Raw genomic sequence first — 15,690 nt, 5'->3', positions numbered from 1 at the left:
CGGCTCGTCTCATCAGGGGATCACCATGTGCGAGGAGGGGAATCAGGGGGCAGGGGACTGGGGGAAGCCAGAACGTGCGCGGCCGGTGAAGGGATGGACATCGTGGGACGACCGAAGATCTTGGTGGTGGGAGCGGGCTTCGCGGGAGTGGCGTGCGTCCGCCGCCTGGAGCGCAAGCTGGGACCCGACGAGGCCGACCTCGCACTGGTGACGCCGTTCTCCTACCAGCTCTACCTGCCACTGCTGCCGCAGGTCGCCTCCGGGGTCCTGACCCCGCAGTCGATCGCCGTGTCACTGCGCCGCAGCCGCAAGTACCGCACCCGCATCATTCCCGGCGGTGCCATCGGCGTGGATCTGAAGGCCAAGGTCTGCGTCGTCCGCAAGATCACGGGCGAGATCGTGAACGAGCGGTACGACCAGATCGTCCTGGCACCGGGCAGTGTCACCCGGACCTTCGACATCCCGGGCCTCGCCGACAACGCCCGCGGAATGAAGACGCTCGCCGAGGCGGCGTACGTCCGTGACCACGTCATCTCGCAGCTCGACATCGCCGACGCCAGCCAGGACGAGGCCGAGCGTGCGGCACGGCTCCAGTTCGTGGTGGTGGGCGGAGGTTACGCAGGCACCGAGACCGCCGCGTGCCTGCAGCGCCTGACGCACAACGCTGTGAAGCGTTACCCGAGGCTCGACCCGAAGCTGATCAAGTGGCACCTGATCGACATCGCGCCGAAGCTGATGCCCGAGCTGGGCGACAAACTCGGCACCAGCGCTCTGGGCATCCTGCGCAGGCGGGGCATCGACGTCTCGCTGGGTGTGTCCATCGCGAAGGCAGGCCCCGAGGAGGTCACCTTCACCGACGGCCGGGTGATCCCGACGCACACCCTCATCTGGACAGCCGGAGTCGCGGCGAGCCCGCTCATCGCCACCCTGGGCGCCGAGACGGTCAAGGGGCGGCTGGCGGTCAGCTCGGAGATGTCCCTGCGCGGGCACGACGGCGTCTTCGCGCTCGGAGACGCCGCCGCCGTACCGGACGAGGCCAAGGACGTGGAGGGCGCGGTCTGTCCGCCGACCGCCCAGCACGCGATGCGCCAGGGCAAGCACGTCGCCGACAACGTCATCGCGTCCCTGCGCGGTCGGCGGATGACGCCGTACGTCCACAAGGACCTGGGACTCGTCGTCGACCTCGGAGGCCGCGACGCCGTGTCCAAGCCGCTCGGTGTCGAACTGCGTGGCCTGCCCGCCCTGGTCGTCGCCCGTGGCTACCACTGGTCGGCGCTGCGCACCAATGTGGCGAAGGCCCGCGTGGCGACCAACTGGGCGCTGAACACCGTGGCCGGCGACGACTTCGTGCGCACCGGGTTCCTGTCCCGTACGCCCGCCACACTGCGGGACTTCGAATACACGAACGCGTATCTGACTCCGGAGCAGATCCGGGAGCGCACCGAGGCCGAGTGACGGCGAGGGCGTGGAGGGACGGCGACGTGCCCGCCCGGCGGACGGCGGGTGCGACGCGGCTCCGCCGAGCCCGCCGTCCGAGCGGCTGCCCCTCCGACCGGGTCGACACACGGAGGCGTGCCGCCGGACGGCAGGCGTTCGAGTAGCGGGGAGACCCGGTTCCTTGCGAGCGGCTGGGAGCGATCAGGACAACCGGGGTGTGGACGGCGGCGAGCAGGGGCAGTGAGTCTGTCGGGCTCAAGTCACCACATGAGCAGACCAGTTGGCCGATCCGGAGGGGGATTTCCGTGAGCAGTACGTCTCGGACAGGGAAGGTCCGCAGAGCGTTCGTCATGACAGGCTGCGCGGTCGCGCTGGCCTTCGGGTCGACGTCCGCGCTCGCCACCCCCGGCAGCGGGGTCACCGGCACGGTCCTCGCCAAGGGCACATCGTCCGGCACGCTGAAAATCAAGGCCAAGGGGCGTACGGACGTCATCGTGCGGTCCATCACCATCGCACCCGGCGGTTCGACAGGCTGGCACCACCACCCGGGTCAGCTCATCGCTGTCGTCAAGTCGGGCACGCTCACCCGTACGCTGCGGGACTGCTCCGTGGAGACCACACCCACGGGCGCGTCGTTCATAGAACCGGCCGGAGCACGGCACGTGCACATCGGCCGCAACCTCGGCACCGAGCCCGTCGAGTTGTACGTCACCTATCTCGTGCCCGAAGGCAGCCCGCTGTCCATCGACGCGGACGCCCCGGCCTGCGCCGGGGAGTAGGACCACAGCGCAGGCCCGCCGAGCCGAGGGAGACGCGTGGCCGCTGGAACCTGGAGCGTGCGGTCAGTAGGGGATGGGCAGCCCGTCCTGTCCGGGCCGCGCCTGCCATCGCGCCAGATTGGTCTGCGCCGTGCGGGTGTAGGGGTGGTCCGGTCCCAGCACCCGGATCAGGTCCTCCAGCAGTTCGGCGGTCATCTCCGCCGCGCCCCGGCGGTCTCCGGCCTCGCTCCGCCAGCAGGCGAGATTGCTTCGGGTGGCGAGTGTGCGAGGGTGATCCGGTCCCAGCACACGTGACCGGTCCTTGAGCAGGTCGGCCAGAGCATCGGCGGCCCCTTCGGGATCACCCGCCTCACCCCGCCAACGGGCCAGTTCATGGCGGGTGGTGAGCGTGTCGGGGTGATCCGGTCCCAGCACGCGCAGCCGGTCTTCCAACAGCTCCGCCGTGGCCGTGACCGCGGCGAGGGGATCACCGGCCTGGCCGCGCAGATGCGCCAGGTGACTGCGTGCGGTGAGGGTATGGGGGTGGTCCGGGCCCAACCGGCGCAGCATGTCCGCCAGTACTTCCTCAGTCGCTGAGGCTGCGGCCCGGGGGTCACCCGTCCTGCCGCGCCAGTACTCCAGGTTGCTGCGCGTGGAGAGAGTGCGCGGGTGCTCCGGACCGAGCAGCCGTAATCGGTCCTCCAGCAGTTCGCCCGTTTCCCGTACGGCGCCCGAGAGATCCCCCGACTCGCCACGCCAGCGTGCGAGATTGCTGCGGGCTGTGAAGGTCTGGCCGTGATCCGGTCCGAGGACCCGCAGCAGGTCCTTGAGCAGTTCGGAGGTTGCCGCGGCTGCGCCGGAAGGGTCCCCTGCCTCGCCTCGCCACCGGGCGTAGGCGCTGCGTACGGCCAGGGCGTCCGGGTGGTCAGGTCCCCGGTGGAGAGCCACCGTTCCGATGAGGTCCTCGAAGTACTCCCGGGCCGCGGTGACCTGCCCGGTCTTGCCGAGACTGCGGCCCACCCGGAACAGCACCGGATGTGTGCGTGTCCGGTGCAGCGCCCCGTGTCCGTGCCGTATCAACGCCGTGGCGTTGGCTCGCAGGACCTGGGCGAGGGTGGTGTCCCGTTCGATGTCGGGCCACGCGGCCATGACGGCGTCGGCGGCGGCACGCACCAGCGGTTCGTACCGGGCCGGTCCCAGCGCATCGCGGACCGCGCGCTGGATGAGCTGGTGTACTCGCACGGTCTGCCCGGGGTTGCCGGGAGTGTGATCGATCAGGCTGAGCCGGTGCAGTGCCCGCAGTGCTCCGACTGCTTCCTCGGTCGTGCACTCGTGCCGACGCTGGCTGCGGCGGTGACGTCCACGGTTGGACCGTTGGTGGGCGAGGTAGTCGAGAGCCGGTGCGCTGGTCAGGACGGAGGTGGGGATGCCGTTCGCGTCGAGCATCGCGGTGAGTTGCAGCATCGGCCGCGCGAGACCGTCGGGGCGAAGAGCGCTGGCCTGGTCGATGGACAGCGCCCATGCTGCGGCGACGGGGGCATGCTGGTCGTCCGGGAGAGTGCCGGGTTCGGGCAGCAGTTCGGTGAGGTTGCGGGCCCCGTCCGCCAGGAGATCGCGGTAGCCGGCCGCGTCGAGGCCGGAATCGACCATGAACGCGGCGCCCTGCGACAGCGCAAGCGGCAGCCGCCCGAGATCCCCGGCGAGATGTGCGAGCTGCTCGGCGGGCTCGGTACGACCATGCGCTGCCAGTGCCCGCGACAGGTAGGTGAGGGCCTCGTCCGGCTGGAACAGTCCGATGCCCACCATGCGTCGGCCGTCGCCGCTCAGCGCCGCGTCACGCCGCCGGGTGGTCACCACAGTGGTGCCGTGCGGACTGCTCGGGGGCCACAGATGACGCAGGTCGTCCGGATGTGAGACATCGTCCAGGACGACGAGCCACCGTGAGGGATACGGCTGGGACTTGGGTTCGAGCCAGGCCAGGAAGGCGTCGGCGGCATGTTCCGGACTGCCGGCATCGGCGCCGAGCAGTTCCGCTGCCGCCTCCGCGTAGACGGTCACGATGCCCGCGCGGGTGTTGGCGTTGATCCACACGACCAGGTCCAGCCGGCCGTCCTTCCACGCATCGCGGGCATAGGCGGCCGCGAGTTGGGTCTTGCCCACCCCGCCCATCCCCGACAGGACGTAGGCGGCGGCGTCCTCGACGTCCGAGGCACCCCTCATGGCCTCGGCAATGCTGCGGTACTGGAAGCACTCGGCCTGGCGCGGGATGGTTCCGATCTGACGCGGCATGCTTCCCGGCAGGCCGGGCGCGGCCACTCCGTGGCAAGGCGGGGCGTGGTAGTTGCCGATCGCCACGCCACCGGTGTTGGCGCTGATGCCTCCCGGTTCGCTTCGGGGGTACGGCACTTGCCCGGGGCGGGACCCTCCCGGTGCCGTACCGCTCAGCCCTGGGAGGGGTCCGGCATCGAAGGGCGACCGATGTGCGCCCCTCCGTTCAGCACATTGGCGGCGATCGATCCGTTGTCCGCCCGCACGTTCACGTCCCGGCCGACGGCGGGCCCGGCGTGGCCGCTGTCGTCGGCGGGCCGGGCGTACCCGTGGAGGAGAACCCTCAGTTCCTCGGCGGCCTGCCGGCGTTCGAGGTCACCCAGTGTCTCTAACAACCGTTCGATGCGCTCCTGCCACAGGGCTTCGTGGTGAAGCCTCACGTGCTCGGCCTGCCCCGCCGACACGAGTTCCGAGGCGCTGTCACGCAGCCGCTCCAGCTCACCCTGTTCCGACTGCGCGTCTCCTCGTCCGAGCCAGCGTGCGACCTGACTGCTGAACCGGGACCACGCGTCCGTTCCCGCCGCTTGCACGACTGCGCCACCACCGGCCGCAGCCAACGACACCAAGACCTCAGGAAGCATGCCCCACACCTCTTCGCCCGTTCCGTACTGATTGGCTTGAGACCGTAGCGGCCCGACGGTGTGGACGTAGCGTGTTCCCCGGAATACAGGTAGTCAGCGGGAGTGTGTGCTTCACCGGGCGCCGGAAACGTGTTCGGGCCCCGCTGCCCACGGTGCCGCGCCTGATACTCCGGACTTATGGAGAGTGCGCGTCACCGCCTTGACAGGTGATTAACACTGGGCGACAATCGTTACCTGCTGGACCGGTGACACGGTTGTGGTGGCGGGCCGGATTGCCCACCCGTGCACGCAAGTGCCGAACAGGCGCGAAGGAAGGATGTCCTCCTGGCCGTCCGGCCCATGTGCCACCCCGCCACGTCGTGACCGCCCGCGACAAAGGAGGCCGGATGGTCCCATCGCGCGACATCGAGGTCGTCCTCTTCGACGTCCTGGGGACCATGGTCGACGAGACAGGCGGACTCCGGGCCGCCCTTCGCGACGCGGTTCCCGTGTCCGACGAATCAACCGTCGACCAGTTGCTCACCGAGTGGCGAAAACACGTCGAACGCGAGCAGCGACGCATCGGAGAGGGCAACAGGGCATACGCAAACACCGAGATCATCGACCGCGAGGCAGCTCAGCGGGTGGCCGACCGTGCCGGGCTCACCGACCTCGCGCGCATCGAGCGACTGGCTACCGCGGGCCAGCGGCTGAAACCCTGGGGCGACTCTCTCGCCGCACTGACGCGGCTCGCGCGGCGGTTTCCGCTCATGGGTCTCTCCAACGCAAGTCGCGCGGCCCTGTTGCGTCTCAACGCCCACGCCGGGCTGCGCTGGCATCAGGCTCTGTCCGCCGAGGACGCGCGGGCCTACAAGCCCGCCCCGGAGGTCTACCGGCTCGCGATCGACGCGGCGGGATGCCCGCCAAGGCGCGTGCTGATGGTCGCAGCGCACGCCTGGGACCTTCGCGGGGCCCAAGCGCTCGGCATGCGAACTGCGTACGTGCAAAGACCGGTTGGGGACCCTCCCCAGGAGTCCGACTCGTTCGATTGGCGGGCGAACAGTTTGTACGAGCTGGCCGACGCGCTGGCGGTCGCACGGAGTGACGCTCCGGCAGTGGGCACCCTCGATCCCGACGGGTAGGCAGCCTCGAACGCCGCAGTCCTACGACTCCTGCCCGCGGACCGGGCTGCCCTCAGCCGGACCAGCCGGCGCCGCCGATGCGGCTTGTCGCCGACGTATCCTCCAACCGGCGTGTGGCGTAGCGTGGCCGCGTGCCCGACTCGCCGATGTCTTCCGCCGAGCCCAGGATTCCTCCGCAGCCTGCCGAGGAATGGGCAGAATCCGTGCGGGAGACGCTGTCCGCGGACATCGCCTCGCTCGGACTCGGTGTGTCCTCACTCGGCGAGGCACACGTCTTCACCACGCTCGCTCGTCACCCGGAACTGTTCGCAGCCTGGCTGCCGTTCAGCAGCCAGCTGCTGCTCGCGGGCGAACTTCCCTTCGCCGACCGCGAGTTGGTCATCCTCCGGGTGGCGCGCAACTGCGGTTCGCCCTACGAGTGGGGGCAGCATGTGGGGATCGCTGCGAAGGCCGGGCTGACGCCGGACGACATGAACCGGGTGGCGGTAGGTCCTGACGCACCGGGTTGGACCGAAAGGCAGTCGCTGCTGCTGCGGGCGACCGACGAGTTGCGCTCCGAGGCACGGATCAGCGGCTCGACGTGGGAGGGGCTGAGAGGGCACCTGACGGAACGCCAACTGATCGAGTTGCCGATGCTGGTGGGCCACTATCACCTGCTGGCTTTCACGCTGAACTCCCTGCAGGTGCTGCCGGAGCCGGGCCTGCCTCCCATGCTCTGACCTCCCCGCATACGGTCCGGCACGTAGCCTGCGCCGCACGCGGACGACGATCGGCGCCCCAGCGCCTGGCCAGCGGCATGGCCGAAGGCCCCATGCGCCAGTGACGCGGACGCGGGGCGTGAGGGAGCGGCCGCCGGAATATCGAATGCCGGGCTTCGCGGCCGTCGGCTAGGGTGGGCGTATGGGTAGCTTCTACTTCTTCCTCTGATTCCCGGGTCCGGGAACACACCGACCCCCGGCCGCGCACCGACATACCGACGTACCGGCCACCTGACCAGAGGGCCGCGTACCGCGCTGCGCAACGCCGTTCCGTGCGCTCCCTCGCGTCGTGTGCCAGGCCCGCTCCCGCGGCGACCTGCCGGGCGGCGCTCGCGCGTCAGGTTCAGGTGATGCGCACCGGGGCTCTCCAAGTTCCCCCGACATGTCCCGTACCCATCACGGCCGATGCCTCTCCAGCCGGACCGGCCGCCCCATGTCAGGGAAGTACCACCATGCGCGAACGCGCCCATCACCCCTCGTCCGTACTCGGCGGCGCCGCGACCGCCTCCGTTCCGGCGGATGGTCCACGCCCGGCCGGCGCCGACCGGTTCCAGCTCGCGGTCCGTGATCTCTGCAAGGACTACGGACCTCGCCGTGTCCTCGACCGGGTCTCGTTCACCGTCCGCCCCGGCGAGCGGGTCGCGGTCGTGGGCGAGAACGGATCCGGTAAATCAACCCTGGTCCGTCTCCTCGTCGGGCTCGACACCCCCGACGAAGGAGAGATCACGCTTCATGCCCCGGGCGGGGTCGCTCACCTTGCCCAGACCTCCGCCCTGGCGGCCACCTCCACCGTCCGAGACGCCATCGACGCCGACCTCACTGAACTGCGCGCACTCGAGCGCGAGCTGCGCCGAGCCGAGGGAACCCTCGCAGACGCCTCAGCCGACGAACTCACCCGCTACGGCGAGCTGTTGGAGACCTTCGCCGAACGCGGCGGATACGAGGCGGACGCGCGGGTCGCCGCCGCCCTCGACGGGCTGGGAATCGGCGGACTCGACCGGGAGCGGACCCTGGGCACCCTGTCCGGCGGCGAACGCTCCCGGCTGGCCCTCGTCGGCACACTGTGTGCGGGAGCCGAACTCCTCCTCCTCGACGAACCGACGAACCACCTCGACGCCGATGCCGTCACATGGCTGCGACGGCGCCTCACCACCCACCAGGGAACGGTCGTGGTCGTCACCCACGACCGCGCGTTCCTGCGGCAGTACGCCACGACGATCCTGGAGGTCGACGCGGACACACGGACCGTGCGCCGCTACGGCGACGGCTGGGACGGCTACCGGGCCGCCCGCGAGACCGAACGGCGCCGACTGGCCCAGGAACACCGTGAGTGGCGGGAGGAGACGGCTCGAGCCGAAACCCTTGTCGACATGGCCGGTACCCGCCTCGCGAGCACCGGAAAGGACCCCCAGCAGGGCTTCGGCAAACATCGGCGGTCTTCGGAAGCCAAACTGTCCGGCAGGGTCCGGGCGGCTCGCGTCCGACTGGAACACCTGCGAACCCACCCGGTGCCGCCGCCCCCGGAACCGCTCCGCTTCACCGTCGCGTTGCGGACAGGCAGGGCAAAGCCGCTCGTGGACCGGTCCTCGGCACCGGAGGACTCACCTTCGCCAGTGCCGCCCGGGACGGCTCCGTCGCTGGTCGAGGTCGACGACGTGGTGGTCGGAGACCGGCTCCGGGTGCCGGAGCTACGGGTCCCGGCCGGTGGCCGTCTCCTGGTCTCCGGACCCAACGGGGCCGGCAAGTCGACACTTCTGCGGCTGCTCGCGCGTGTACGACGGGCCGACAAGGGCGACGTCCGGGTGCGGGCCCGAATCGGCTACCTCCCACAGGAACCGGCGCCGCTGCCCACCGCCCCAGGAGCCACCCTGCTCTCCGCCTATGCGGCCGGCCGGCTCGGCCCGTCGGAGGAGTACGCGGAGGAACTTCTTGCCATGGGGCTGTTCCGCGCGGAGGACCTGCTGATCCCCGCCGCAGGGTTGTCGGCCGGCCAACGCCGACGGATCGAACTGGCCCGGCTGGTGTCCCGTCCCGCCGAGCTGCTCGTCCTGGACGAACCCACCAACCACATCTCCCCGGCGCTCACGGACGAGTTCCAGGAGGCTCTGACCCGCTACTCCGGGGCGATCGTCCTGGTGACCCATGACCAGGTACTACGGGATGCCTTCTCCGGCGATCGCCTGCATCTGGTGGCGGGCTGCCCGGTGGCCCCCTGACCGGCCGCCGGTCGAACACCATTGACGTGCGGTCGGACTTGCGGCACCGGAGGGAAAATGTGTCGCCACCGGGTACGGCGGAAACGTACCGTCGCCCCATGAAGCTGCTCTCCGTCAATGTCGGCAAGCCTCGTCCCAACCCTTGGAAGGGCCTCAGCGCCACAGGCATCGACAAGCGGCCGGTCGACGGCCCGGTCGCCGTCGCCGCCCCCGGCCCCAAGGGAACCGGCGCGGTCGGTCTTGCCGGGGACCGGGTGTACGACGTGAAGCACCACGGCGGCACCGACCAGGCCGTCTACGCCTACGCCCGCGAGGATCTCGACGGGTGGGAGGCCGAGTTGGGCAGGCCGCTGGCGAACGGTGTCTTCGGGGAGAATCTGACGACTGCAGGCCTCGATGTCAACGGCGCCCTGATCGGTGAGCGTTGGCGTATCGGGCCCGAAGTCGTTCTGGAGATCTCATGCTCTCGGATCCCGTGCGCGACGTTTGAAGGCTGGCTGGAACGTGACGGCTGGATGAGGCGTTTCATGCAGGCCGCCCGGCCGGGCGCGTATCTTCGCGTGATCGAGCCGGGGGACATCAAAGCTGACGACCCGGTCGAGATCGTCCACCGGCCCGACCACGACGTGACGGTCGCACTGGTCTTCCGCGCGATGACACGTGAACCGGAGCTGCTGCCGCGGCTTCTGATCGCCGACGCCCTGCCGGAGGAGGACAAGAACCTGGTGCGCAGGCGCACCACCGCGTAGTGACCGATCCAGGGCGTACGCGTGAGCCGCCACGTCCAGGCAGGACGTGGCGGCTCACGCGTTATGACCTCCGGGCGGTGTGTCAGGCCAAGCAGTAACGGGACACGTTGCCGACCTCGTTGCCCTTCAGCAGGCCGCCCCAGATGTAGTTCCCGTCGGAGAGGAGAACCCACTTGTCGTGGTAGACGCCGTTGGCGTTGACGAAGCCTCCCTCGAGCCAGCATTCAGCGGAGAGGTTCTGGTTGGCCGCGACGGTGTAGGCGATGCTGTAGCCCGTGTCAGGTCCGATCCGCACGTTGCCGTTGATCCAGGTCGTGACGGTCTGAGCCTGGACGCCCGCGCTCTGGGAGGCGGACCGGTCGGCCGACCGGTGCTCCGCTGCGGCAGCCGGAGCGGCCATACCGGCCGCTGCCATGACGCCCACAGCTGCCGTGATCATGAGCTTGGTCATCGAGTGCGAGCTGATTCCGTGCATATCCGTCTCTCCCTGCGTTCCGGGAGTCCCCCCGAGGTGGCGGCTTCCCTGTGGGACCAGCGTTGCCTCTCGCGGGACACCACTCCAGCTCTTCAAATTCCTTCGAAACGTCGCGGATGACGTCCGACGTGCAGTACCGGCCACAGGCCGCATTCCGGTACGCGGACCTGCGGCGAACCGTCGGCGGTTGCGACGGCCCTCACCTAGGGCCTCCGCCGGCTCGGCACGAGAGGCAGGGCTCAGGGGGAGGGGGCGGTACGGCACCGGACTCGGTCGTAGCAGGGTCACTTCAATTCGTGCCGTGTCTGTAGGTTCAGTCGACGGCAGCGGTGCCGAACCACGTCGGCAGCCGGTTGAGCAGACCTTGCTGGTCCTCGCCCACCCACGCCACGTGCCCGTCGGGCCGCAACAGCACAGCAGGGGCGTCGAGTTCGTCGCTGGGGTCGACGACATGGTCGACCCGGTCTGCCCAGCCCGCCACCGAGAGCCGGCCGGTCCGATCGAGCAGTAGTCCGCGGCCGCCATGCATCAGCTCGTAGAGACGCCCCGTCTTCAGCTGCACGTCCCGCATCCGCCGACCGAGCAGTTCGTGACCCTCACCGAAGTCGTAGCGAACCCCGACGGCAGTGATCATCTCCGTCACGTACCGGTTGACCTCCTCGAAGTCCATCAGCTTCGAGAACAGCTCCCGCAACGCCGTCGCGCCCGGATCGGCTCCCAGCAGTGTGATCTGCGCACGCGTGTTGTCGAGTACGCGGGCGCCCACCGGATACCGCTCGGTGTGGTAGCTGTCCAACAGCCCTTGCGGCGCCCAGCCCTTGACTTCGGCAGCCAGTTTCCAACCGAGGTTGAACGCGTCCTGGACTCCGAGATTGAGGCCCTGCCCGCCGGTCGGGGGATGAATGTGTGCCGCGTCGCCGGCCAGCAGGACCCGGTCGACCCGATAACTCTCGGCCTGCCGGGTGGCGTCGCCGAACCGGGACAGCCAACGCGGTGAGTGAGCGCCGAAGTCGGTCCCCGCGAACGCCCGCAGCTGCTGCTGGAACTCCTCCAGCGTCGGCGCCGTCGCCCGGTCCTCGGCGACGCCGTCGGCAGGCGCGACGACGCGGTACACCCCGTTCTCAAGAGGGGCGATCCCGAACCGCAGTTGGGTCTTGCGGACTTCCTCGACCGCGGCGGCGATCGTCGTCGGATCCGCGGTCATCTCCAGCTCACCCAACAGCGTTTCGACCTTGGCGGGCTCACCGGGGAAACCGACACCGAGGAGCTTGCGCACCACACTGCGGCCACCGTCGCAGCCAACGGCGTAACGCGAGCGGAGGTGTGACCCGTCGGCCAGCTCGACGGTCACCCCGTCCTCGTCCTGCTGCAGCCCGACCACTTCGCAGCCGCGCCGGATCTCGGTACCGAGCTCGACCGCACGCTCGTTGAGCAACTGCTCGGTGACCGGCTGCGGGGTCGCGATGCCGTACGGGTGAGCCGTGTCCAAGCCCGCCGGCCACGGCTTGACGATGCCACCGAAAAGCCCGCCGACCTGGAACTTCTCGTTGACCGCGAGGAAGCGGTCCAGTAGGCCCCGCTGGTCCATGATCTCCACACTGCGCGCATGCAGGCCCTGCCCGCGGGACTGATCGGTCGGCTCGGTCAACCTCTCCAGCACGACCACATGCACGCCGTGCAGCCGCAACTCGCAGGCAAGCATCACACCGGTCGGTCCACCACCGACCACGATCACGTCCATCATCACAACGCCCATTCAAGAGTTTGGATTTCGGCCAGCAGCACAGAGGAGCCCGACGACACGCACAACCCGCACGCTCGGGTCGGGCCGACCCAGCGGCGCCGCGAGCTCCCGGCAGCCCCGCGCAGCCCGTGGGTCGACAACATCCCCATCCCTCGTACAGCAGTCATTTGCGCAGGTCCTGGCCTTGGCCGGTCATTCTGCGGCATGCCCCCGGCCTTGCCGCAAGCCCTCGGGTGCGCTATACCTTAGGAGTGGCAAGGAGCGCGTAACCTCCTTGCCTTTGTTGTTTTCGGCATCCTGCACGGACGGACGAGCACCTTCCGATGCAGTGGTGCGCCGCGTGCGGTCGAGGATCCGGGCTTCCCTCCGCGGGGTGCCCGGACTGCGGACCGCGGACTGCGGCCACGGTAGGCACACCGGGCCGTTGGACTACCGAGTCCCGGGGGCGGTGCTGGACTGCTGCACCCGCTGTCTGTTGCATCAGCCTCTCGAAGGCTGATGCTGAGCAGTGCTCTCTGTGGGGGTGGCTCCCGCCTCGATGAGCAGTTCGGCCGTTTCGGAATGGGAGCCGTGGACGGCCCACATCAAGGGCGACCAGCCCGTGCCGTGATCCTCATTGAGGTTCGGATCAGCGCCGTGCGCCAACAGTTCGCGCACCGTTTCGGTGTAACCCCAACATGCGGCTGCGCACAAGGGTGTGCCTTCTGATCCGAGCCCGCTGCTCTCGGCGTTCGGCAGGGCCCCAGCCGCCAGGAGCATGGGGGCGATCTCTGCATTCCCGCTCACGGACGCGACATAGAGCGGCGTGGTCCCATCGCTGTCCGACCACTCCGGATCGGCTCCGGCCCTGAGGAGCTCCTTCACCCGGGCGGTGTCGCCTGTGAGAGCTGCTACGAACAGGCGCCGGCCAAGCTTCTTGCGCTGCCGCTGCTTCATGACTGCCGAGGCTAACGACTGGGCGTGCGGCGCAGCCATCGGATATAGGAACTGGCAGCGACAGTGGGGTCGTTGAGAACCCACAGGGCACGAGGCCGCTTTTAGTCATGTCCGCGGACGTCCGAGGGAAAATCGCATCATGACCGAAATTGTCTTGATGTCTGACCCGAGGGTCGCAGCCGTCCCTGTTCAGGAGTGCGGCGAACGGCTTGTGGATGTACGAAGTGAGGGCCGCCTTCTGGTCGATGAGCGGAAGAAGCAGGATCCTGCCGGTGCGTTCGCCCACCTGCGTATAGGAGTGCTCGGCCGCCTCCTCCGTGCCCAGGAACAGCTACCTCAAGGTACGCGGCTGCTGTTCGTCGAGGGCTATCGCCCGCCGTCCCTGCAACGGCGCTACTTCGACGAATACGCAGCTCGGCTGCATGCGGATCATCCGCAATGGTCTGCCGGGCAGCTCCGCTCGGCAGCCAGCCGTTACGTGTCCCCGCCCGAGATCGCACCGCACAGCGCCGGAGCAGCCGTTGACGTGACGCTTGCCGATGACGACGGCTGTGAACTCGACATGGGTACCCGCATGAATGCGACGCCGGAAGAGAGCGCGGGCGCCTGTTACACGCATGCTCGCAACATCAGCGACGAGGCTAGCTCCCTTCGCGGCATCCTGAGCACAGCTCTCACTGCCGCCGGCCTGGTCAACTACCCCACAGAGTGGTGGCATTGGTCGTACGGAGACCGCTATTGGGCTCTGGTAGCAGGAGAGGACGCCGCCTTCTACGGACCGACAACTTCCCTGAGCGGTGGCTATGGTCCTCGGCCGACACCGAGGTGATCGCGCGGCCGCTCTTGGCGGCTGCCCGCGTGGCGTCTTCGGCCGCTCCGCCACTTCAGGGCAGCTTCAGCAGGAGCAACGACTGCTTTGCCGGCGTTCGCAGGGTGCGGTATTGAGCTCACGCTCTGCGCGGGCCGTCAGCGAAGCGGATAGCCGACAGCGACCACTCGGGCCTGGGTTCAGCGTCGGCGGCGGCGCAGCACCGTGTAACTCGAAGGGCGAGTGTCCTGCCGGTGGCGAGGCTGATGGACACGAAAGCCCCGGCTATGCCCGCGAAAGTCGCACGACGTGACATGAGCGCCTCCTCCTGGCTGGGCGACGTGTATCCCTACGCTGGAAAGCGATCGGTGTGGCGGCGCGCGGCGGCAGGCCGTACGGGTGACGTCCGCTCCAGCCCGATTCGGATATGGACCGTGCATGTCGGGTGAATGCGGGAGCGTTGGGGGTACACGGGTCGGCATGGCACCGAAGAATGATCACTCCATGTCCTTGCGGGCCGTGCGGCAGCTGCACCGGATGCGCGCCTTCTACGCGGCGGCCGTCCTGCTGTGGGCGGCGTCAGCTGCCTGGACGGGATGGGCGCACCCGGGGAGTCGGCAGATGTGGGTGTCCGCGCTCTTTCTGCTGGTCTTCGCCGGCCTGCTGTCCGTGACGTCCCTGTGGCTGCGGCGCCTTCAGGACAGCGGCGCGGACAAGCCCGCGCATCACGCCGCTCCTCGAAGGGTGCCTGCTCGCCGGCACGTGAACGCCTGAAATCCGGAATGTGACCGGCGGCCCGGCCGACTGGGGCGTTGAGTCCTGGCGCTGCCGAGGGAGAGTGAGGTAAATGCAGGAGCGTTCCCGTTCGCAGTCCCCGCCGTCATGGGCCAAGGCGGGAAATCGCTGGGGGCCGTGGCTGTACTGGCCGATGCTCTGCATGAGCATCGGGCTCTTGGGATGGCGGATCATCGACGGGGACAGCGCGACAAGAGTCGCGGTGGCAGCTTGTCAGGTGCTCTTGTGGGGCGGCCTTCTGCTCGCCAACCGGTCCGCGCGGCGCAGGAATCACGAAACGTGATGGGAGTCGCCTTCCTGGCGCCGCCGTGCCGCGGGGGCGCGTCGTGGGTTGCGTGGAGACGGCGTGGCAGGGCCGGGGGAGCGGGACCGAGCGTCAGACGGCCCTCTCGACGTACGACGCCAGGTTGGCCAGTGATGAGGCGATTCCGGCTTCGTGGGCTGCCTGCTCGATGCCGGGTGGCACGTCCGTGGCCGTGACCGTCACCTCGGTCCCGGAACCCGCAGCGGCGAGATGCCAGGTCATCGTCATGGTTCCCGCAAAAGAGGGGTCGTCGGCCTCGAACTCCGCTCGCTGCACCACGCGCTCCGGTGGCACTAGATCGGCGAACTGGACGTCGACGACATCCGTCGCGTCCGACGATTTGCCGGGGCTGTCGGTCGGATCGAGATAGGTGAGAACCATCCGGAACCCGCCACCAGGTCGCGGATCCCAGCGCTCGACCCGCCCACTCATACCGTCCGGCGGCAACCACGTCTCGAGCGATTCCGGGTCGAGCAGAGCGCCGTACACAACCGCCGGGGGCGCCGCGATCCTTCGCCTGGCGCGGTCGGTCCTGTCCATGGCCCGAGTCTACGGCCGAGGAGGATTCCCGCGCGCGTTGCCATCGATGGCAGGGCCCGGCGAATCGGCTGCTCCGCCTCAGCCAACCCGCAGGGTTTGAAGGGGCTTGCATGGCGACACCCGACCGGTAAGGTCGACGC

General features: G+C 69.1%; 14 protein-coding genes. 8 read left to right on the top strand and 6 right to left on the bottom strand.

Features of this window, described 5'->3' with window-relative positions; all coding sequences use genetic code 11:
- The first annotated feature begins 93 nt into the window (after positions 1 to 93).
- Both KUF83_RS18680 and KUF83_RS18675 read left to right on the top strand, forming a co-directional pair.
- The gene (locus KUF83_RS18680) at positions 94 to 1,455 is read left to right on the top strand and encodes an NAD(P)/FAD-dependent oxidoreductase (RefSeq protein ID WP_217455861.1); all 1,362 of its coding nucleotides are present in this window, start codon (positions 94 to 96) and stop codon (positions 1,453 to 1,455) included.
- Positions 1,456 to 1,787: 332 nt separating this feature from the next.
- A complete protein-coding gene (locus KUF83_RS18675; protein WP_217455901.1) occupies positions 1,788 to 2,216 on the top strand; it encodes a cupin domain-containing protein in 429 nt (142 codons plus the stop codon).
- 63 nt (positions 2,217 to 2,279) lie between these two features.
- On the opposite strand, the gene fxsT is transcribed toward KUF83_RS18675, so the two are convergent.
- Both fxsT and KUF83_RS18665 read right to left on the bottom strand, forming a co-directional pair.
- Positions 2,280 to 4,484, bottom strand: a complete 2,205-nt coding sequence (gene fxsT, locus KUF83_RS18670; RefSeq protein ID WP_217455860.1) for an FxSxx-COOH system tetratricopeptide repeat protein — start codon at positions 4,482 to 4,484, stop codon at positions 2,280 to 2,282.
- A gap of 152 nt (positions 4,485 to 4,636) precedes the next feature.
- Positions 4,637 to 5,104 (bottom strand): hypothetical protein, encoded by a 468-nt coding sequence (locus KUF83_RS18665; protein WP_217455859.1) that lies wholly within the window; start codon positions 5,102 to 5,104, stop codon positions 4,637 to 4,639.
- Between the two features lie 386 nt (positions 5,105 to 5,490).
- On the opposite strand from KUF83_RS18665, the gene KUF83_RS18660 reads away from it, so the two are divergent.
- The 4 genes from KUF83_RS18660 to KUF83_RS18645 all read left to right on the top strand — a co-directional run bounded on the left by KUF83_RS18660 (position 5,491) and on the right by KUF83_RS18645 (position 9,948).
- Entirely contained in the window at positions 5,491 to 6,225 is a 735-nt protein-coding gene (locus KUF83_RS18660) for a haloacid dehalogenase type II (RefSeq protein WP_217455858.1), read from the top strand.
- Positions 6,226 to 6,356: 131 nt separating this feature from the next.
- Positions 6,357 to 6,944 (top strand): carboxymuconolactone decarboxylase family protein, encoded by a 588-nt coding sequence (locus KUF83_RS18655; RefSeq protein ID WP_217455857.1) that lies wholly within the window; start codon positions 6,357 to 6,359, stop codon positions 6,942 to 6,944.
- 491 nt (positions 6,945 to 7,435) lie between these two features.
- The gene (locus KUF83_RS18650) at positions 7,436 to 9,199 is read left to right on the top strand and encodes an ABC-F family ATP-binding cassette domain-containing protein (RefSeq protein WP_217455856.1); all 1,764 of its coding nucleotides are present in this window, start codon (positions 7,436 to 7,438) and stop codon (positions 9,197 to 9,199) included.
- A 98-nt stretch (positions 9,200 to 9,297) separates the two neighbouring features.
- Entirely contained in the window at positions 9,298 to 9,948 is a 651-nt protein-coding gene (locus KUF83_RS18645; protein ID WP_217455855.1) for an MOSC domain-containing protein, read from the top strand.
- Positions 9,949 to 10,030: 82 nt separating this feature from the next.
- On the opposite strand, the gene KUF83_RS18640 is transcribed toward KUF83_RS18645, so the two are convergent.
- From KUF83_RS18640 to KUF83_RS18630, 3 genes are all read right to left on the bottom strand, one after another.
- Entirely contained in the window at positions 10,031 to 10,423 is a 393-nt protein-coding gene (locus tag KUF83_RS18640; protein ID WP_217455854.1) for an SH3 domain-containing protein, read from the bottom strand.
- A gap of 313 nt (positions 10,424 to 10,736) precedes the next feature.
- Positions 10,737 to 12,167, bottom strand: coding sequence for a rifampin monooxygenase (rox, locus tag KUF83_RS18635; protein ID WP_217455900.1), 1,431 nt, complete (start codon positions 12,165 to 12,167; stop codon positions 10,737 to 10,739).
- Between the two features lie 480 nt (positions 12,168 to 12,647).
- Positions 12,648 to 13,103 carry an ankyrin repeat domain-containing protein gene (locus tag KUF83_RS18630; RefSeq protein ID WP_217455853.1) on the bottom strand — a complete coding sequence of 152 codons (456 nt, stop codon included), beginning with the start codon at positions 13,101 to 13,103 and terminating at the stop codon, positions 12,648 to 12,650.
- 139 nt (positions 13,104 to 13,242) lie between these two features.
- On the opposite strand from KUF83_RS18630, the gene KUF83_RS18625 reads away from it, so the two are divergent.
- Positions 13,243 to 13,932 carry a M15 family metallopeptidase gene (locus KUF83_RS18625; protein WP_217455852.1) on the top strand — a complete coding sequence of 230 codons (690 nt, stop codon included), beginning with the start codon at positions 13,243 to 13,245 and terminating at the stop codon, positions 13,930 to 13,932.
- 459 nt (positions 13,933 to 14,391) lie between these two features.
- The gene (locus tag KUF83_RS18620; RefSeq protein WP_217455851.1) at positions 14,392 to 14,685 is read left to right on the top strand and encodes a hypothetical protein; all 294 of its coding nucleotides are present in this window, start codon (positions 14,392 to 14,394) and stop codon (positions 14,683 to 14,685) included.
- Positions 14,686 to 15,082: 397 nt separating this feature from the next.
- Here KUF83_RS18620 and KUF83_RS18615 read toward each other — a convergent pair whose 3' ends face one another.
- A complete protein-coding gene (locus tag KUF83_RS18615) occupies positions 15,083 to 15,550 on the bottom strand; it encodes an SRPBCC family protein (RefSeq protein ID WP_217455850.1) in 468 nt (155 codons plus the stop codon).
- Positions 15,551 to 15,690 lie beyond the last annotated feature (140 nt).

The sequence above is a fragment of the Streptomyces sp. BV286 genome, assembly GCF_019090165.1.
Classification (GTDB): Bacteria; Actinomycetota; Actinomycetes; order Streptomycetales; family Streptomycetaceae; genus Streptomyces.
This window is presented reverse-complemented; position numbering and strand designations above follow the sequence as displayed.

Bases quoted from the DNA above. Each gene is read 5' to 3' on its own strand.
- KUF83_RS18680 (WP_217455861.1), top strand. From the start codon at position 94: ATGGACATCGTGGGACGACCGAAGATCTTGGTGGTGGGAGCGGGCTTC.
- KUF83_RS18675 (WP_217455901.1), top strand. From the start codon at position 1,788: ATGACAGGCTGCGCGGTCGCGCTGGCCTTCGGGTCGACGTCCGCGCTC.
- fxsT (WP_217455860.1), bottom strand. From the start codon at position 4,484: ATGCCGCGTCAGATCGGAACCATCCCGCGCCAGGCCGAGTGCTTCCAG.
- KUF83_RS18665 (WP_217455859.1), bottom strand. From the start codon at position 5,104: ATGCTTCCTGAGGTCTTGGTGTCGTTGGCTGCGGCCGGTGGTGGCGCA.
- KUF83_RS18660 (WP_217455858.1), top strand. From the start codon at position 5,491: ATGGTCCCATCGCGCGACATCGAGGTCGTCCTCTTCGACGTCCTGGGG.
- KUF83_RS18650 (WP_217455856.1), top strand. From the start codon at position 7,436: ATGCGCGAACGCGCCCATCACCCCTCGTCCGTACTCGGCGGCGCCGCG.
- KUF83_RS18645 (WP_217455855.1), top strand. From the start codon at position 9,298: ATGAAGCTGCTCTCCGTCAATGTCGGCAAGCCTCGTCCCAACCCTTGG.
- KUF83_RS18640 (WP_217455854.1), bottom strand. From the start codon at position 10,423: ATGCACGGAATCAGCTCGCACTCGATGACCAAGCTCATGATCACGGCA.
- rox (WP_217455900.1), bottom strand. From the start codon at position 12,167: ATGATGGACGTGATCGTGGTCGGTGGTGGACCGACCGGTGTGATGCTT.
- KUF83_RS18630 (WP_217455853.1), bottom strand. From the start codon at position 13,103: ATGAAGCAGCGGCAGCGCAAGAAGCTTGGCCGGCGCCTGTTCGTAGCA.
- KUF83_RS18625 (WP_217455852.1), top strand. From the start codon at position 13,243: ATGACCGAAATTGTCTTGATGTCTGACCCGAGGGTCGCAGCCGTCCCT.
- KUF83_RS18620 (WP_217455851.1), top strand. From the start codon at position 14,392: ATGGCACCGAAGAATGATCACTCCATGTCCTTGCGGGCCGTGCGGCAG.
- KUF83_RS18615 (WP_217455850.1), bottom strand. From the start codon at position 15,550: ATGGACAGGACCGACCGCGCCAGGCGAAGGATCGCGGCGCCCCCGGCG.